Origin of the sequence: Lacinutrix algicola, from assembly GCF_001418085.1 — a bacterium.
GTDB lineage: Bacteria > Bacteroidota > Bacteroidia > Flavobacteriales > Flavobacteriaceae > Lacinutrix > Lacinutrix algicola.
Map to the genome: position 1 here is coordinate 79248 of NZ_LIQH01000022.1, position 17067 is coordinate 96314.

13 protein-coding genes and 1 tRNA gene are annotated in these 17067 nt (G+C 31.8%); 13 read left to right on the plus strand and 1 reads right to left on the minus strand.

Annotation, left to right across the window (positions count from 1 at the left end):
- Positions 1-2: 2 nt before the first annotated feature.
- The 5 genes from porK (at position 3) to ASC41_RS02900 (ending at position 5799) form a co-directional block, all read left to right on the plus strand.
- A complete protein-coding gene (porK, locus tag ASC41_RS02880; RefSeq protein WP_055435144.1) occupies positions 3-1364 on the plus strand; it encodes a T9SS ring complex lipoprotein PorK/GldK in 1362 nt (453 codons plus the stop codon).
- Positions 1365-1422: 58 nt separating this feature from the next.
- Positions 1423-2061: a type IX secretion system motor protein PorL/GldL gene (gene porL, locus ASC41_RS02885; protein ID WP_055435145.1), complete on the plus strand. Its 639-nt coding sequence runs from the start codon at positions 1423-1425 to the stop codon at positions 2059-2061.
- A 47-nt stretch (positions 2062-2108) separates the two neighbouring features.
- On the plus strand, positions 2109-3671 hold the full coding sequence (gene porM / locus ASC41_RS02890) for a type IX secretion system motor protein PorM/GldM (protein WP_055435146.1): 1563 nt from the start codon (positions 2109-2111) through the stop codon (positions 3669-3671).
- Between the two features lie 42 nt (positions 3672-3713).
- Positions 3714-4613, plus strand: a complete 900-nt coding sequence (porN, locus tag ASC41_RS02895; protein WP_055435147.1) for a type IX secretion system ring subunit PorN/GldN — start codon at positions 3714-3716, stop codon at positions 4611-4613.
- 142 nt (positions 4614-4755) lie between these two features.
- On the plus strand, positions 4756-5799 hold the full coding sequence (locus ASC41_RS02900) for an NAD(P)/FAD-dependent oxidoreductase (protein ID WP_055435148.1): 1044 nt from the start codon (positions 4756-4758) through the stop codon (positions 5797-5799).
- A 6-nt stretch (positions 5800-5805) separates the two neighbouring features.
- Here the strand turns inward: ASC41_RS02900 and ASC41_RS02905 are convergent, their stop codons facing one another.
- Entirely contained in the window at positions 5806-6198 is a 393-nt protein-coding gene (locus ASC41_RS02905; protein WP_055435149.1) for a DUF983 domain-containing protein, read from the minus strand.
- Positions 6199-6284: 86 nt separating this feature from the next.
- Between ASC41_RS02905 and ASC41_RS02910 the strand changes: the two genes are divergently transcribed.
- The 8 genes from ASC41_RS02910 to ASC41_RS02945 all read left to right on the plus strand — a co-directional run bounded on the left by ASC41_RS02910 (position 6285) and on the right by ASC41_RS02945 (position 17023).
- Positions 6285-8192, plus strand: a complete 1908-nt coding sequence (locus ASC41_RS02910) for an ABC-F family ATP-binding cassette domain-containing protein (protein WP_055435150.1) — start codon at positions 6285-6287, stop codon at positions 8190-8192.
- Between the two features lie 79 nt (positions 8193-8271).
- Positions 8272-9405, plus strand: a complete 1134-nt coding sequence (locus ASC41_RS02915; RefSeq protein ID WP_055435151.1) for an efflux RND transporter periplasmic adaptor subunit — start codon at positions 8272-8274, stop codon at positions 9403-9405.
- Between the two features lie 2 nt (positions 9406-9407).
- Positions 9408-12605: an efflux RND transporter permease subunit gene (locus ASC41_RS02920; RefSeq protein WP_055435152.1), complete on the plus strand. Its 3198-nt coding sequence runs from the start codon at positions 9408-9410 to the stop codon at positions 12603-12605.
- Positions 12595-13914, plus strand: a complete 1320-nt coding sequence (locus tag ASC41_RS02925) for a TolC family protein (protein ID WP_055435153.1) — start codon at positions 12595-12597, stop codon at positions 13912-13914. The genes ASC41_RS02920 and ASC41_RS02925 overlap by 11 nt, the downstream gene beginning before the upstream one ends.
- Positions 13915-14068: 154 nt before the next feature.
- Entirely contained in the window at positions 14069-14887 is an 819-nt protein-coding gene (locus ASC41_RS02930; RefSeq protein WP_055435154.1) for a Two component regulator three Y domain protein, read from the plus strand.
- Positions 14888-14969: 82 nt separating this feature from the next.
- The gene (locus ASC41_RS02935; protein WP_055435155.1) at positions 14970-15149 is read left to right on the plus strand and encodes a CPXCG motif-containing cysteine-rich protein; all 180 of its coding nucleotides are present in this window, start codon (positions 14970-14972) and stop codon (positions 15147-15149) included.
- A 122-nt stretch (positions 15150-15271) separates the two neighbouring features.
- A tRNA-Met gene (locus ASC41_RS02940) sits at positions 15272-15344 on the plus strand.
- Between the two features lie 344 nt (positions 15345-15688).
- Positions 15689-17023 (plus strand): sugar MFS transporter, encoded by a 1335-nt coding sequence (locus ASC41_RS02945; protein ID WP_055435156.1) that lies wholly within the window; start codon positions 15689-15691, stop codon positions 17021-17023.
- Positions 17024-17067 lie beyond the last annotated feature (44 nt).

Sequence of the window (17067 nt, forward strand, 5' to 3'; positions counted from 1 at the left end):
ATATGAAGAAGTTTTTATTAATAACAGTAGTCTTAACGCTTTTAGCCAGTTGTGGTTCTAGTGATAAAGGTCAATTAGTTGGTGTTAAAGGGAAAAAGTGGCATCCAGAGAAGCCTTATGGTATGACTTTGGTTCCCGGTGGAGCCTTTATAATGGGTAAAGCTGGAGATGATTTGGCTGGTATTCAAGATGCACCTTCAAAAACGGTAACAGTTAGAGCCTTTTACATGGATGAAACAGAAATCACAAATAGTGAGTATCGTGAGTTCGTGGAATGGGTAAGAGATTCTACTATAAGAACTAAGTTGGCTATTTTAGCAGACGAAATAGGAGAAGTTCCTGGTAATGGTGGTGTTGGTGAATTTGCATTTAAAGATGCAGATCCAGATAATATGACACCTTACGAGCAATATATGTTAGATAACTATAGCGGTCTTGGAGAAACAGGATTTGAGGGAAGAAAATTAAATCGCGATGTAGAGTTATTTTTCGATACTGCAGAATATCCAGATGAATATTACGTAGAAGTTATGGATACTATGTATTTACCAATAGAGGAGTCTTATAACGGACAACGTACTTGGGATGTAACTAAATTTAAGTTCCAATATTCTTATATGGATATTGAGAAAGCTGCAAAAAACAAAAACTTACGACGTAAAGATGTAATTATAAAAGAGGAAATAGAAATATATCCGGATACCACTGCTTGGATTAGAGATTTTGCTTATTCTTATAACGAGCCAATGCATAATGATTATTTCTGGCATGATGCTTATGGAGATTACCCAGTAGTTGGTGTGTCTTGGAAACAAGCTAAAGCTTTTTGTCAATGGAGAACATTAAAGCACAACTCTTACAGAAAAGAAAAGAAAAGACATTATGTAAATTCTTACCGTTTACCTTCTGAAGCAGAATGGGAATATGCGGCGAGAGGTGGCTTACAAGCAGCAGATTTTCCTTGGGGAGGACCATATACTAAAAACGACAGAGGTTGTTTTATGGCTAACTTTAAACCATTACGTGGAGACTATGCAGCAGATCAAGCATTATATACTGTAGAAGCAGATACCTTCGATCCTAACGATTTTAACTTATATAATATGGCTGGAAACGTATCAGAATGGGTAAACGCATCTTACGATCCAGGTTCTTACGAGCTTATGTCAACAATTAATCCAAGTGTGAACCAAGCTAGTAATCAACGTAAAGTTGTTAGAGGTGGATCATGGAAAGATGTTGCATACTTCTTACAAGTAAGTTCAAGAGATTATGAATATGCAGATTCTGCAAGAAGTTATATTGGCTTTAGAACAGTTCAAGATTACATGGGAACTGAAGTTACTGCTAATGCAAGAAGGTAATTAAACTCTACTAAAAATAATTATAAATTAACAACTAAAAACTAAAAACTTAGAAATTATGGCACAAAAAGGTAAAATCACAGTAACTAATATGGTCTACGGACTTGGAGCAGCATTAGTAATCGTTGGAGCTTTATTCAAAATCCAACACTGGCCTTGGGCTTCTGAAATATTAACAATTGGAATGATTGTAGAAGCACTAGTATTTACATATTCTGCATTCGAAAGACAATCTTCAGATTTAGATTGGTCTCTTGTATACCCAGAATTAGCAGGAGGAATGACTACAACTAAAAAAGCACTTAAAAAAGAAGAGCCTAAAGATGCAGAAGGATTATTATCTAAAAAATTAGACAACTTATTAAAAGATGCTAAAATTGATGGTGAATTAATGGCTAGCTTAGGTAACAGTATCAAAAACTTTGAAGGTGCTGCTAAAGGAATCTCTCCAACAGTAGATGCAATGGCTGCACAAAAGAAGTATGGAGAAGAAATGTCTCTTGCTGCTGCACAAATGGAATCTTTAAATAGTTTATATAAAGTACAAATGGAATCTGCAAGTCGTCAAGCAACGATTAACGAAGAGTCTGTAGAAAATGCAAACAAATTAAAAGAGCAAATGCAATCTTTAGCATCTAACTTATCTTCTTTAAACGGAGTATATGGTGGAATGTTAACTGCAATGAATAAAAACTAATTAGTAATTAGTATAACTAATATTAATAAATTAAAAACTAATTAGACATGGCAGGAGGAAAAGCATCATCAAGGCAAAAAATGATTAACTTGATGTATTTAGTATTTATCGCGATGATGGCGATGAATATGTCAAAAGAAGTATTATCAGCATTTGGATTAATGGAAGCTAAGTTTTCTACTTCAAATAATGATACTTCAGAAAGAAATGCTGCATTATTAGCAGATTTAGAGAAAAAAGGTGAAGAGAAGCCGGAAGAGTTTCAAGTACCTGCTACTAAAGCTAAACAAATAAGTATTGCTTCTCAGAAGTTCTATGATTATTTAGAGACTTTAAAGAACGACTTAATTAAAAAGGGAGAGTATAAAATCGATCCTGAGACTGGTAAGTTACCTTTCGAGGCGATGGATAAGACTGATATCTTAGATGAAATGTGGTTTACAGGAGACCGTTTATCTAAGCCAGGTGAAGCAGTAATGGGTAAAATTGCAGCTTATAAATCGGAAGTTAGCGATATCTTAGGAAAAGATGTTAAAGCAAGTAAAGCTTTAAAAAGTTTTCAAGATTTATTTGATACTTCAAAACTAAAAAACAAGGATGGTAAACAAATCGATTGGTTAGATTACCACTTTAAAGGTTTCCCAGCAATTGCATCTTTTACAAAATTAACTGCAATTCAAAATGATGTTAAAGTAACTGAAGCTAACTTAATGAATTACTATTTAGGTAATGTATTAACAGATGCGGTTTCTCTTAACAAGTATCAAGCAATTATTTTAGCTGATAAGTCTGCATTTTTCGCAGGTGAAAAGTTTCAAGGTAAAGTAGTAATTGGAAAATACGCAAAAGTTGCTCCAACAAAATTAAACGTTCAAGGAAAAGAGATTGATTTATCTAAAGCAATCGATTCTACTGGAGCTGCAACATTAGATTTTAATGTTGGTAATGTAGGTGAGCATGATATTAAAGGTAAATTTACTTTCTTAGAAGACGGTAAGCCTTTAGAAATTGATATTAAAGGAAACTACGTTGTAGTGCCTAGACCAAATTCTGCTACTATTTCTGCAGATAAAATGAATGTAGTTTATCGTGGTGTATCTAACCCAATGACTATTTCTTTTGCTGGTGTTCCAGATAATAAAGTATCTGCTTCAGGTTCTGGTTTATCTAAAGCTGGTAAAGCTGGTAAATATAACATGGTGCCATCTTCTGGTAAAGAAGTAACTATTAATGTAAGTGCAACTTTAGATGATGGATCAAAAGCATCTGATAAAGCAGTATTTAGAATCAAAGATATTCCAAAACCAACAGGTCAAATGGCTGGTAAAGAGTCTGGTAGACTTCCAAGAGCTAATGTTGCTGCTGGTACAGTTAAAGCAGTATTATTAGATTTCGATTTCGATTTACCATTAACAGTTACTGGATTTAAAGTAAAAGTACCAGGACAACCAAGTATTACTGTAAGCGGTAACAAAATGAATGGTCAAGCTAAAGCAGCGATCAATAAAGCAAGAAGAGGTGATGCAATTCAGATTTTTGAAATTAAATCAAGATCTACAGGTCCAAAAATGAAGCCAGCATCTCCAATAGTTATAGAGTTATCTAACTAAAAATAACTTTATAAGTAAATTAATAAAAAAAAGAAGAAACAAATGAATTATAAATCTTTATTAGCAGTCGTATGTGGAGTACTTATCTCTTCTAGCGCATTTGCTCAAGCTAACATTTTAAACGCTAAATCTCCTGAAGAGATAGGTGTGAGAACTGAAGAACAAAAAGCTTTAGACAACGATAAACCATTAGAATATGGTTATGTTGATGATAGAGATATTATGTTCGCTAAAATGACTTGGGAAAAAGTAGTATTAGACGAGCGTGTTAACTTCCCATTATACTATCCTGTGGATACTAATAATATTGGAAGTAACAGACGTTCTCTTTACGATGTTTTAACAAAGGCTATTGCTGAAGGTAAAATAGAAAATGTATACAACGATTCTTATTTTAGTGCTAAGCGTACAGCAAAAGAAATGATAGACATAACTACTAAGATAGATACTCTAGATTACGGTTATGATCAATTTAATGCTGAAGGTCGTGTTGATCCAGAATACATTACCAAAACAGAGATTTCTTCTTATCATGTAAGTGCTTACCTTATTAAAGGATTATGGTATTTCGATAAGCGTCAAGGTGAATTAAAATATCGTTTATTAGGACTTGCACCTGCAGCTCCAGATGTAAACTTTTTAGATTCTGATGATGCAGCGAATAGCGAGCCTAATCCATTATTTTGGGTATTCTTTCCAGATGCTAGAGAAGTATTGCATGAAGCAAAATCTTTCAACGCTAAAAACAGTGCTATACCATTTTCTTTCGATCACATATTAAACGCACGTCGTTTCAATGGTGTAATTACAAGAGAAGAAAATGTATTTGGTGACCGTAAAGTTGAAGATTATGTTGCTGAAAATGCATTAATGCAACTTTTAGAATCTGAAAGGATTAAAGAAAAAATAAGAAACTTCGAATTAGATATGTGGTCATACTAATTAGAAATACTTAATATATTTTAAAACGCTCACTTTTATTAGTGAGCGTTTTTTTTTGTTAAAGACTCTAATCGTTTTTTATCGAAAATTAAATAAAGTTATTTTTCAAAAATAAAAGACAGATTAATTTTACCTTTACATAATGAAAGTAGATTATATAATAGTAGGTTGTGGATTGGCAGGTATTGCTTTTTGTGAGCAGTTATTGGAAAACAATAAAACATTTATAGTATTAGATAATAATTCGCAACAATCGTCTACAGTTGCTGGCGGACTTTATAATCCAGTTACTTTAAAACGGTTTACACCTGTTTGGCAAAGCAAAGAACAATTAGCTTTAGCTCTACCAATGTACACTAAAATTGAAAAAAGATTAAGCGTTATATTAGACTACAAGGTTCCTGTTAGAAAACGTTTCACTTCTTTAGAAGAGCAAAACAATTGGTTTGCAAGATCTGATCGAGAAGGACTTTCAGATTACATGTCTTTAAATATTTATAAAAACACTAATCAGTTTATTAATTCTGAATTTGGATTTGGTGAAGTGTTAGAAACTGGTAGAATAGATACTAAATTATTAATTTCAGAATATAAAAAAGATTTAAAATCTAAACAGTTACTAATTGAAGAAGCTATTGACTATGATTTAATTCAATTTAAAGAAGATGCTTTAGTTTATAAAGACATTTCAGCAAGACAAATTGTTTTTGCAGAAGGTTACGGTATTAAAAATAATCCTTTTTTTAATGCACTACCGTTAGAAGGAAGTAAAGGTGAATTGGTAACTATTAAAGCTCCTAATTTAAAATTAGATTATGTTTTAAAATCTAGTGTGTTTATAATTCCGTTAGGTAATGATATTTATCGTATAGGTTCCACTTACGAGCGTACTGATAAAACTAATAACATTAGTGAAAAAGCAAAAGAAGAACTTTTAAACAAGTTAAAAACGTTAATTACGTGTGAATTTGAAGTTATTGATCAAGTTGCAGGAATTAGACCAACAGTTAAAGATAGAAGACCTTTAGTTGGTAGGCATCCAGAACACAAAAATATGGCTATATTAAACGGTTTAGGAACAAGAGGAGTAATGATTGGACCTTATGTTGCAAAACAACTTTTCAATCATATAGAAAGCAATTCAGCTTTAGATAATGAGATAGACATTACTCGATTTAATGTTTAGTAGATTTTAACTATTTTTCTTTTTAGCTAAAGACTTATCGTAATTCATAAAAATATTAATCCATATATTTCTAGATAGTCTAATAATAACGGGATAGAATACTACTAATGAAACTACAATAGCTATCATTGCGGTATTAAGAGAACTGCTTAAAAATAAATAGCTAATCACAAAGGCAGCTACAGCAAAAGCAATACCAACACCATAACTTACATACATAGAGCCATAAAAAAACGAAGGCTCCATTTTGTATTTAGTACCACAATTACTACAATTATCATGCATGCTAAAAATTTCTGTAAGCGCATACGGGTTTTTGTTTTTGTACATAGATTCTTCATGGCACTTTGGGCAAACACCTGTAAATATTCCGTAGAGTTTAGATCCTTTATTAAACATATAATTTGTGTACTTTTGCAGTTGTTAAACAATAAAACAAAGTTAAGCAATACCGTTTAATTTTGTGTAACATAAGTCACAAATCAATGCTAAATATTCATAATCTATCTATTTCATTTCAAGGAGAATACCTTTTTGAAGACATTACTTTTAAACTAGGGAATGGAGACCGAGTAGGACTTATAGGAAAAAACGGAGCAGGAAAATCTACAATGCTTAAAATCCTTTCTAAGGAAATTGAACCAGATTCAGGTCAAATAGCAGGTGATAAGGATATGAAAATAGGGTTTTTAAAACAAGACATCGATTTTGTTTTAGGAAGAACTGTTTTAGAAGAATCTTACCAAGCATTTGTAGAGATTAAAGCATTAGAGTCTCAAATGGAGATTATAAACACGCAGCTTGCTACTAGAACGGATTACGAAAGCGAAGGTTATAATCAAATAATGATTGATTTAAACGAAGCGCAACACCAATACGAAATTTTAGGAGGCTATAATTATCAAGGTGAAACCGAAAAAATTCTGCAAGGTTTAGGATTTAAACGTGAAGATTTCGATAAGTTAACTGATACTTTCTCTGGTGGATGGAGAATGCGTATAGAATTAGCAAAATTATTACTTCAAAATAACGATGTATTACTTCTCGATGAGCCAACAAACCACTTAGATATAGAATCTATTATTTGGTTAGAGGGCTTTTTAAGAAATTATGCAGGTGCAGTAGCGATTGTATCACACGATAAAATGTTTTTAGATAATGTAACCAATAGAACTATAGAAATTTCTTTAGGTCGTATTTACGATTATCCAAAACCATATACTAAGTATTTAGTTTTACGTGAAGAATTAAGAACACAGCAATTAGCTTCACAAAAGAATCAGCAAAAACAGATTGAGCAGACTGAAAAGCTTATAGAAAAGTTTAGAGCAAAAGCATCTAAAGCAACTATGGCACAATCGCTTATTAAAAAGCTTGATAAAATTGATAGAATAGAGGTAGATGAAGATGATAATAGTGTAATGACACTTAATTTCCCAGTGTCTATTACACCAGGTAAAATAGTAGTAGAGACCAATGCTATTTCTAAAAATTACGGAGAAAAACAAGTTTTATCTAATATCGATTTATTAATTGAACGTAATGCAAAAACAGCTTTTGTTGGACAAAACGGTCAAGGTAAATCTACTTTAGCTAAAATTTTAGTGGGAGATATTAAGCATGATGGTTCTCTTAAATTGGGTCATAATGTACAAATAGGATACTTTGCGCAAAATCAAGCAGAATATTTAGACGGAAGTAAAACCGTTTTAGATACCATGATTGATGCTGCTAACGAAACCAATAGAAGTAAAGTTCGTGATATTTTAGGATCGTTTTTATTCCGTGGGTCGGAAGCAGAGAAATATGTAAGAGTACTTTCTGGTGGTGAACGTAACCGTTTAGCTTTAGCGAAATTAATGTTGCAGCCATTTAATGTACTTATAATGGATGAGCCTACTAACCACTTAGATATTAAGTCTAAAAATGTTTTAAAAGAAGCATTGCAACGTTTTGAAGGAACACTAATTTTAGTATCTCATGATAGAGATTTCCTTCAAGGTTTAACGTCTACGGTTTACGAATTTAAAGATGAAAAACTAAAGAAGTATCTAGGAGACATCGATTATTACCTAGACAAACGTCAAGTTGATAACTTACGTGAAGTAGAAAAACGTACCGTTAAAAAAGAAGCACCCAAAGAAAAAAACAAACAATCTTACGAAGACCAAAAGAAAGAAAAATCGCTTAATAATAAATTAAGTAATACTGAATCTAAAATAAATCAGTTAGAAAAAGAAATCAAAGAAATAGATGTGGAATTAGCTACTAATTACGATGAGACTGTAGCCAAGCCTAATTTCTTTGAAAGCTACCAAGCAAAAAAAGATAAGCTTGAGAAATTGATGGAAAATTGGGAAGAAATCACTTTACAATTAGAGGATTACAGTTAATAGCTTTTTAGGTTTTTTTTAACGTTTATAGATTAAACTATAGTCTAATTTTGTGGTCTTATATATTAAAACCATACCAATGCGCAAAATTATACTATCTATTGTTGGCATATTGCTAATAATAGGCTCTTTTCTATTTGCTGAAAAGTTAATAGCAGATAAAAATAAACCAAAGCCAGTACAGGCCAAAGTTGTAAAAACAGTATTTATAGATACTGTACAAAACAGTACAATTCCAATAGTAATTGCTGCAAATGGTAAGCTTGAAGCTAAGCGTCGTCTAGAACTTTATGCAGAGGTTCAAGGCATTTTTAAAACTGGAAATAAATTATTTAAACCAGGTCAAGAATATAGAGCAGGACAAACGTTAATTAAAATTGACGCTGCAGAATACTACGCAAGTGTACAATCTTCAAAAAGTAACTTGTACAATTCTATAGCGGCAATTATGCCAGATTTACGTTTAGACTTTCCAGATATTTTTGATAAATGGCAAAACTATCTTAATAGTTTTGATTTAAATAAAACAACACCAAAATTACCAGAAATGACTTCCGATAAGGAAAACTACTTCATTACTGGTAGAAGTATAGTCTCTAATTACTACAATGTTAAAACGCAAGAACAGCGTTTAGCTAAATATTATATCTCAGCTCCTTTTTCGGGAATTTTAACCGAAGCCTTAGTAACCGAAGGTACTTTAATTAGAAGCGGACAAAAACTTGGAGAGTATATAGATCCTTCAGTTTACGAAATGGAAGTGGCTATTAGTAAAACCTTTGCCAACCTGCTTAAAGTAGGAGAAGAAGTGGCTTTAAATAATTTGGATAAAACCGAAAACTATAAAGGGAAAGTGTCGCGTATAAACGGAAGTATAGATCCAACCACACAAACAATTACAGCATACATTGAAGTTAAAAACGCAAGCCTAAAAGAAGGTATGTATTTAGAGGCTAATTTAAATGCAAAAGAAGAAGCTGATGCTATAGAAATTGATAGAAATCTATTATTAGAAAGCCAACAAGTGTATGTGGTTAAAGATAGTTTGCTAGATGTAATAGATGTAAAACCTGTATATTTTTCGGATACAAAAGTGGTTTTAAAAAATGTACCTAATGGAACTATTATACTTAAAAAGCCAGTTCCTGGAGCTTATGCAGGAATGCTAGTTAAGCCTTTTGAAGACAAACCAAAAGCTAAAGACCAACAGTAAACATGAGAAAACTTATAGCTTATTTTATTAAGTACCATGTAGCAGTTAATATCTTTATTATTGCTTTCTGTATTTTTGGTTACCTTGGTGTAACGTCATTAAAATCATCATTTTTTCCTTTAGTAGATTCTAAAATAATTAACGTAAGTGTTACTTATCCTGGAGCTTCACCTCAAGAAATTGAGGAAGGTATTGTGCTTCAAATAGAAGATAATTTAAAAGGATTAAAAGGAATAGATCGTGTAACGTCCGTATCTAGAGAAAACAGTGGAACGATTACTGTAGAAATAGAAAAAGACGAGAATATTGACTTCATGTTACTTGAAGTTAAAAACGCTGTAGATCGTGTACCTTCTTTTCCATCAGGAATGGAGCCTTTAGTAGTTGCAAAACAAGAGGCGGTTAGAGAAACCATTTCATTTGCTCTAAGTGGAGAAAATATTCCGCTTGCTACTTTAAAACAAATTGGTAGAGATGTAGAAAACGATTTAAGAGCTATAGATGGTATTTCGCAAATAGATATCTCTGGTTACCCAGCAGAAGAAATTGAAATAGCAGTAAACGAAACAAGTTTACTTGCTTTTAATCTTACATTTAACGAAGTTTCTGAAGCAGTTAGTAGAACAAATATATTAACAACAGGAGGAACTATAAAAACGGATGCTGAGGAGTATCTTATTAGAGCAAATAACCGTTCGTATTATGGCGATGAACTTTCTAATATAATTGTTCGTGCTTCATCCGATGGTAAAGTAATACGTTTAAAAGATGTAGCTATAATTCGTGATCGCTTTTCGGAAACACCAAATGCGACATACTTTAATCAAAAGTTATCAATAAACGTTTCTGTAACAAGTACTAATACCGAAGATTTAATTACTTCGGCAGATAAAGTAAAAGAGTATATAGAAGGTTACAACCAAAAGCATAATAACGTGCGGTTAGATGTGGTTCGTGATTTATCTAAGACATTAAATCAGCGTACAGATCTTTTAACCGAGAATGCGATTGTAGGAATGTTATTGGTATTAATATTCTTATCCTTATTCTTAAATATGCGTTTAGCGTTTTGGGTTGCCTTTGGTTTGCCTATTTCGTTTTTAGGAATGTTTATTTTTGCAGGACAGTTTGATGTTACAATAAACGTTTTATCACTTTTCGGAATGATTATCGTTATTGGAATATTAGTAGATGATGGTATTGTTATTGCCGAAAACATCTATCAGCATTACGAAAAAGGAAAATCTCCTGTAGATGCAGCAATTGATGGTACAATGGAAGTAATTCCTCCAGTAGTTTCTGCAATTATAACTACGCTTTTAGCATTTTCATTATTCTTATTTTTAGATAGTAGAATTGGAGAGTTTTTTGGAGAAGTATCCGTGATTGTTATACTTACTTTAGTTGTTTCGTTAGTAGAAGCATTAATTATACTTCCTGCGCATTTAGCACATTCAAAAGCATTAAGAAAGCCTGTTGTAGAAGAGAATCCTTCGAAAATGAAGCAATTCTTCTCTAAAATGAGAATCATTAATAAGGCTGGAGATAACTTCATGAACTTTTTAAGAGACAAAATATATACACCGGCAATTACCTTTGTTTTAAATTTTAAATTGCTCTCTTTAGGTATTTTTGTGGCTTTATTAATTTTAACTTTTGGAGCCATTGGAGGTGGTGTTATAGGTGTTACAATGTTCCCATCTGTAGCAAGTGATAGAGTTTCTATAGAGTTGGATATGCCTAATGGTACCAACGAGAAAATTACAGATTCTATTATTTCTATGATAGAAGAAAAATCATTTATAGTTAATAAAGAGTTTACAGAGAAGTATTTAAAAGGAACTGATAAGCAATTGTTTGAAAATACTATTCTAACAATAAACAGTAGTTCTAGTGCACGACTGCAAATTAATATGTTACCTGGTGAAGAGCGACCGGATGCTATTAAATCGTCATTAGTAACTAATAGATTAAGAGAATTAGTAGGACCAGTTGTTGGTACAGAGCGTTTAATTTATGGTTCTGGAGGAAACTTTGGAGGAAGTCCAGTTTCGGTATCACTTTTAGGAAATAATATTGAAGAATTAAAAGCCGCTAAAATAGAGTTAAAACAAGTTTTAGAATCTAATGTTTTACTTAAAGATGTTGAGGATAATGATCCAGCAGGAATTAAAGAAATACGAATAGAACTAAAAGAAAGTGCCTATTTACTAGGCTTAAATTTAAGCACTGTAATGGCGCAAGTACGTTCTGGTTTCTTTGGTACACAGGCACAGCGTTTTCAAAGAGGGCAAGATGAAATTAGAGTTTGGGTACGTTACGATAGAAGCAATAGAGGGTCTATTAACGATTTAGACGAAATGCGAATAGTAACTCCAACTGGAGAGCGTGTTACGCTAAAGGATATCGCTTTTTATACTATTGAAAGAGGAGATGTTGCTATAAACCACTTGGAAGGGCAGCGTGAAATTAAAGTGTCTGCAGATTTAAAAGATCCAAATACTAGTACTGCAGATATTTTAGATGATTTAAAAAATATAACAATGGTTGAGTTGAAATCTAAATACCCAACCATCTCTGCATCTTTTGAAGGTCAAAATAGAGAAAAAGATAAGTTAATGAGTTCTTTAGGTAAAGCCGGAATTCCTATTCTTTTTCTTATTTATATAGTAATTGCTTTTACTTTTAGAAGTTATAGTCAACCAATATTATTAATGTTATTAGTACCATTTAGTTTAACAGCAGTTGCTTGGGGACACTGGATGCTAGGTTTTTCGGTTAATATATTATCACTTCTAGGAATCATTGCCTTAATTGGTATTATGGTTAACGATGGATTGGTGCTTATTGGTAAATTTAATTCTAATTTAAAGGAAGGCTTAAAGTTTGATGAAGCCCTTTTAAATGCAGGGAAATCTAGATTTAGAGCCATATTTTTAACGTCTTTAACAACAATAGCAGGTTTAGCGCCTTTACTTTTAGAAAAAAGTAGACAAGCACAGTTTTTAAAACCAATGGCAATTTCTATTTCCTTTGGTATCGCTTATGCAACCATATTAACATTATTAGTTTTACCATTATTCTTGTCTTTTAGTAATAGTATTAAACAAAAAGGAAAATGGTTGTATACAGGAAAAGATGTAACAAAAGAAGAAGTAGAACGTGCTATTAAAGAACAAAATGAAGAGAATGAACATTAAATACAGTTTAGTTTTAGCAATTTTATTTTTCACTTCTTTAGTAAAAGCACAAAGTGTACTTACTCAAGAGGAAGCTGTAAAGCTGACTTTAGAAAATAACTACGATATTAAAATAGCAAATAATGCTGTTGAAGTAGCAGAGAATAATACTAGTATTCTAAATTCAGGTTATTTGCCAACGCTTACAGGTAACGCTGGTGCAACATATAATTTAGATAATAACGAATCTCAATTCTCAGATGGGAGACCAAATACTGTTTTAAATGGTGCGGAAAGCGATAGATATAATGCTTCACTAAGTTTAAATTACACCATTTTCGATGGTCTTGGGAGAGAGTACAATTACAAAAGTCTAAAAGAAGAATATCAATTGTCCGAATTACAAGCTCGCGAAACTATTGAGAATACGGTAATTCAATTATTCTCCGTGTATTATAATGTTTCTCAATCATTAGAAAATGTTTCGGCTTTAGAAGAAACGTTAAAGATTTCTAAGGATAGGTTAGTGAGAGCTGAGTACCAATTCGAGTACGGACAAAATACTAAACTAGGTGTTTTAAATGCTGAAGTTGATATTGTAAATGACAGTATAAATTTAATAAACTCTAAGCAGCAATTAAAAAGTTCTAAACGCGATTTAAATGTTGTTTTAGGAAATGTTTTAGAGGATGATTTTACAGTAGAAACTGAAGTTGATTTTGCGTTACAAATTAAAAAAGATAGTTTATTTGAAAAGGCTAAAACAAGAAATATAGCTTTATTACAAACCGAAAAAAACATAGCTATTAGTCAATTAGCTATTAAGTCTAATAAATCTGCTTACCTACCAACAGTAGGCTTAGTTGGTACTTATGGTTGGAATAAAAACAATAACAATGCAGTCAGTTTTGTTGCAGTTTCTACAAATACAGGACTGTCTGCAGGTTTAAATTTATCTTGGAATATTTTTGATGGAGGTAGTACAATTACTCGTGTTAGAAATGCTAAAATTAATCTAGAAACACAACAGTTACAAAAGGATAATATTTTAATAAGTATTACACGGGAGTTTAATAATGTTTGGGACGATTTTACAAATAAGCTTGAGATTTACAATCTTCAAGAAAACAATATTGTAACGGCTCAAAATAATTTCAACCGTACACAAGAAAAATTTAAAATTGGTCAAGTAAATTCTATCGAATTTAGACAGGCACAACTTAACCTACTTAATGCAGAGTTGAGTAGAAACCAAGCAAAGTTCGCTGCAAAATTAGCAGAATTAAGTCTCTTACAATTAAGTGGAGAGTTATTAAATGTTCAGTTTTAAAGATTTCGTCAAACTGCTCTTTATCGATGAAATGAGTGACTACAGGTGTTTGCAATCATCTCATTATCAGTGTAAATGTAGTTTGTCGAAAAAATTTGTTTTTAATCTTCTTTTAGGTTATTTTTGAGTGTTATTTAGTTTTAAAAACGATATCATGAAAAATATTAATCTAACTTTAATTTGTCTTTTTGCATCACTATTAAGTTTTGCAGGGATTTCAAATACAGAAAAAGAAGCTTTAATCGCTTTGCATACTTCAACAAATGGAGAGCAATGGACTAAAGCATGGGATTTAAGTGCAGATATTAGTACTTGGTATGGCGTAACAATAGAAAACAATAAGGTTGTAGAGCTTAATCTACAGTTAAATAACTTAAACGGAACACTTCCTAATGAATTAGGGGACTTAATAGGATTAAGAAAAATTAACTTCGGTTTTAATAAATTATCAGGAAGCTTACCTTCTTCAATATCTAACTTAAAAGCATTAACATCTTTAAAGTTGTTTTTAAATAAGTTTGACGGTTCTATTCCTTCATTCTTAGGAGATTTAAAGAACTTAGAAGTTTTAGCATTATACAGTAATAGCTTTACAGGAACTATTCCAACAGAGCTTACAACTTTAACTAATTTAAAGGAATTACAGTTAGGTAGTAATTTTCTAACTGGTAATATACCAACAGAGATGGGTCTATTATCTAATCTTGAAAAGTTAAGTTTAATAGATAACAAGTTAGAAGGACATATACCTTTAGAGTTAACAGACTTAAATAACTTAAAAGAATTAATTCTTTCAGAGAATAAATTAACAGGAAGCTTACCATTACAATTTAGCCAATTAACTAAACTAAGTACTTTAATGGTTAGTGATAACAATATGGATATAGAGTATGCTACAGTAGTAGAAGATAGAGCAAGTGTAAAAAACGCTATTGTTACGTTTAATAATACTTATGTGGTAGAGAGAGACTAAGAGATGAAATCTAAAATATTATTTAAAAGAGCCAACTTAATAGTTGGCTCTTTTTTATTTTTACATAAAACCATAATATAATATGTTCGAACATTTTTTTCAATGTCCTTATTGCTGGGAAACAATATCAATGTTGTTAGATAGTAGTGTTACAAAACAGACTTATGTTGAAGATTGTGAGGTTTGTTGTAACCCAATTCAACTTTCTCCAAAGTTTTTTGACTCGGAACTCACTGGTTTTGAAGCCTTAAATATAGAGTAATAATTTTTTTTAAATAAATGCTTGTTTTATCTAAAAAGGATTGTATATTTGCAGTCCGAAACAACTAGGTCGCCATTATGAAGCGAGAGTTTAAAGCTAAGTTAGTCGTTTCGAATTTAAATCGCGGGATAGAGCAGTAGGTAGCTCGTCGGGCTCATAACCCGAAGGTCACTGGTTCGAGTCCAGTTCCCGCTACTAAGAAAAGCTTCACAGAAATGTGAAGCTTTTTTGTTTTCTATAGATAAATATCAGAATAAAATTTGTTGCTTTTTTTAACAAATCCATAGTTCTTCCAGTGTCTTTCTGTTTTCTCGTTTAATTATAATTACTCATAGCACCTTTGTCTATATTGTTTCACGGCATTGAATTTTAAGGCTTTTCTATCATGCTTAAATTCGTTAAATAAAGACTATTTTAAAACTAAGAATAATGTTATTAGTTTTTGTTTCATAATTTGATTGTTTAGTTATTATATTTATAATCAAAATCTTTTAAATATTTAAAAAGAGAATGCTTAATACTAAAGAACTCAACTAATCATGTCTAACACAATAGAAGAAAACACACAACAAGCTAAAAACAGCACATTAATTCCTATCCTTATTATCGCTGGCTTGTTTTTTATATTTGGTTTTGTAACCTGGATTAATGGTGCATTAATTCCTTTTATGAAAACCATTAATGAACTTACAGACGCGCAATCTTATCTTGTTGCATCGGCATCTTATATTTCGTTTGTAGTTATGGCTTTGCCAGCATCTTATATTATTAATAAAATAGGATTTAGAAAAGGAATGTCTTTAGGTCTAATAGTTATGGCAATAGGTGCTTTAATATTTATACCTGCTGCAGGCGCAAGAACATATTGGGTGTTTTTATTAGGTATTTTTATTCAAGGCGCAGGAATGACATTGTTACAAACAGCTTCTAATCCATATATCACAATTTTAGGACCTATAGAAAGTGCAGCAAAACGGATTGCTATTATGGGTATTGCAAATAAAGTGGCAGGAGCTCTTGGATCGGTTATTTTTGGAGCAATTTTATTATCAGGTATAGATGGAATGAAAGATAGATTAAGTACCGTTAATGTAGCTGAAAAAGAAAGTATATTAAATACTATGGCAGATAGTGTTGTAATGCCATACATTATTATGGCTATTGTTTTATTTGTATTGGGTATTTTAATAAGAAAAGCGCCATTACCACATGTAGAAGCAGAGCCAATTGAAGAGTCGGTTGCTGGAGAAAAATCTAAAACTAGTATTTTTCAATTTCCACATTTATGGTTAGGTGTTCTAGCTTTATTTTTATATGTTGGTGTAGAGGTAATAGCAGGAGACACAATTATATCTTATGGTATAGCTTTAGATATTCCTGTTGAAAAGGCAAAATTTTTCACGTTGTTTACTTTAATGGCAATGGTAGCAACTTATGCTTTAGGTGTATTTTTAATTCCTAAATATATAAGTCAAGCGCTTGCTTTAAAAGCGAGTGCAGTTTTGGGTATTGTACTTTCATTCTGCATTATATTTACTAGCGGATTTACATCTGTTCTCTTTGTAGCTGCGTTAGGTATTGCTAATGCCTTAGTTTGGCCAGCAATTTGGCCTTTAGCATTAACAGGATTGGGTAAGTTTACAAAAACGGCATCGGCATTATTAATTATGGCAATTTCTGGAGGAGCAATCCTTCCTCCGCTTTATGGAGCTTTAGTGGATAGTAAAAAGGAAATACTTCTAGCAAATGGTGTTGAAGCATTGCCAGCAATGGCAGAAGCCGCATCTTTTGGTTATTGGATTTTGTTACCTTGTTATGTCATTATTCTATACTATGCTTTTTATGGACATAAAGTAGGTTTAAAAAAGCACTAATTAGATACTCGTTTTAGAACTATATATTTATATAAAAAAAGCCT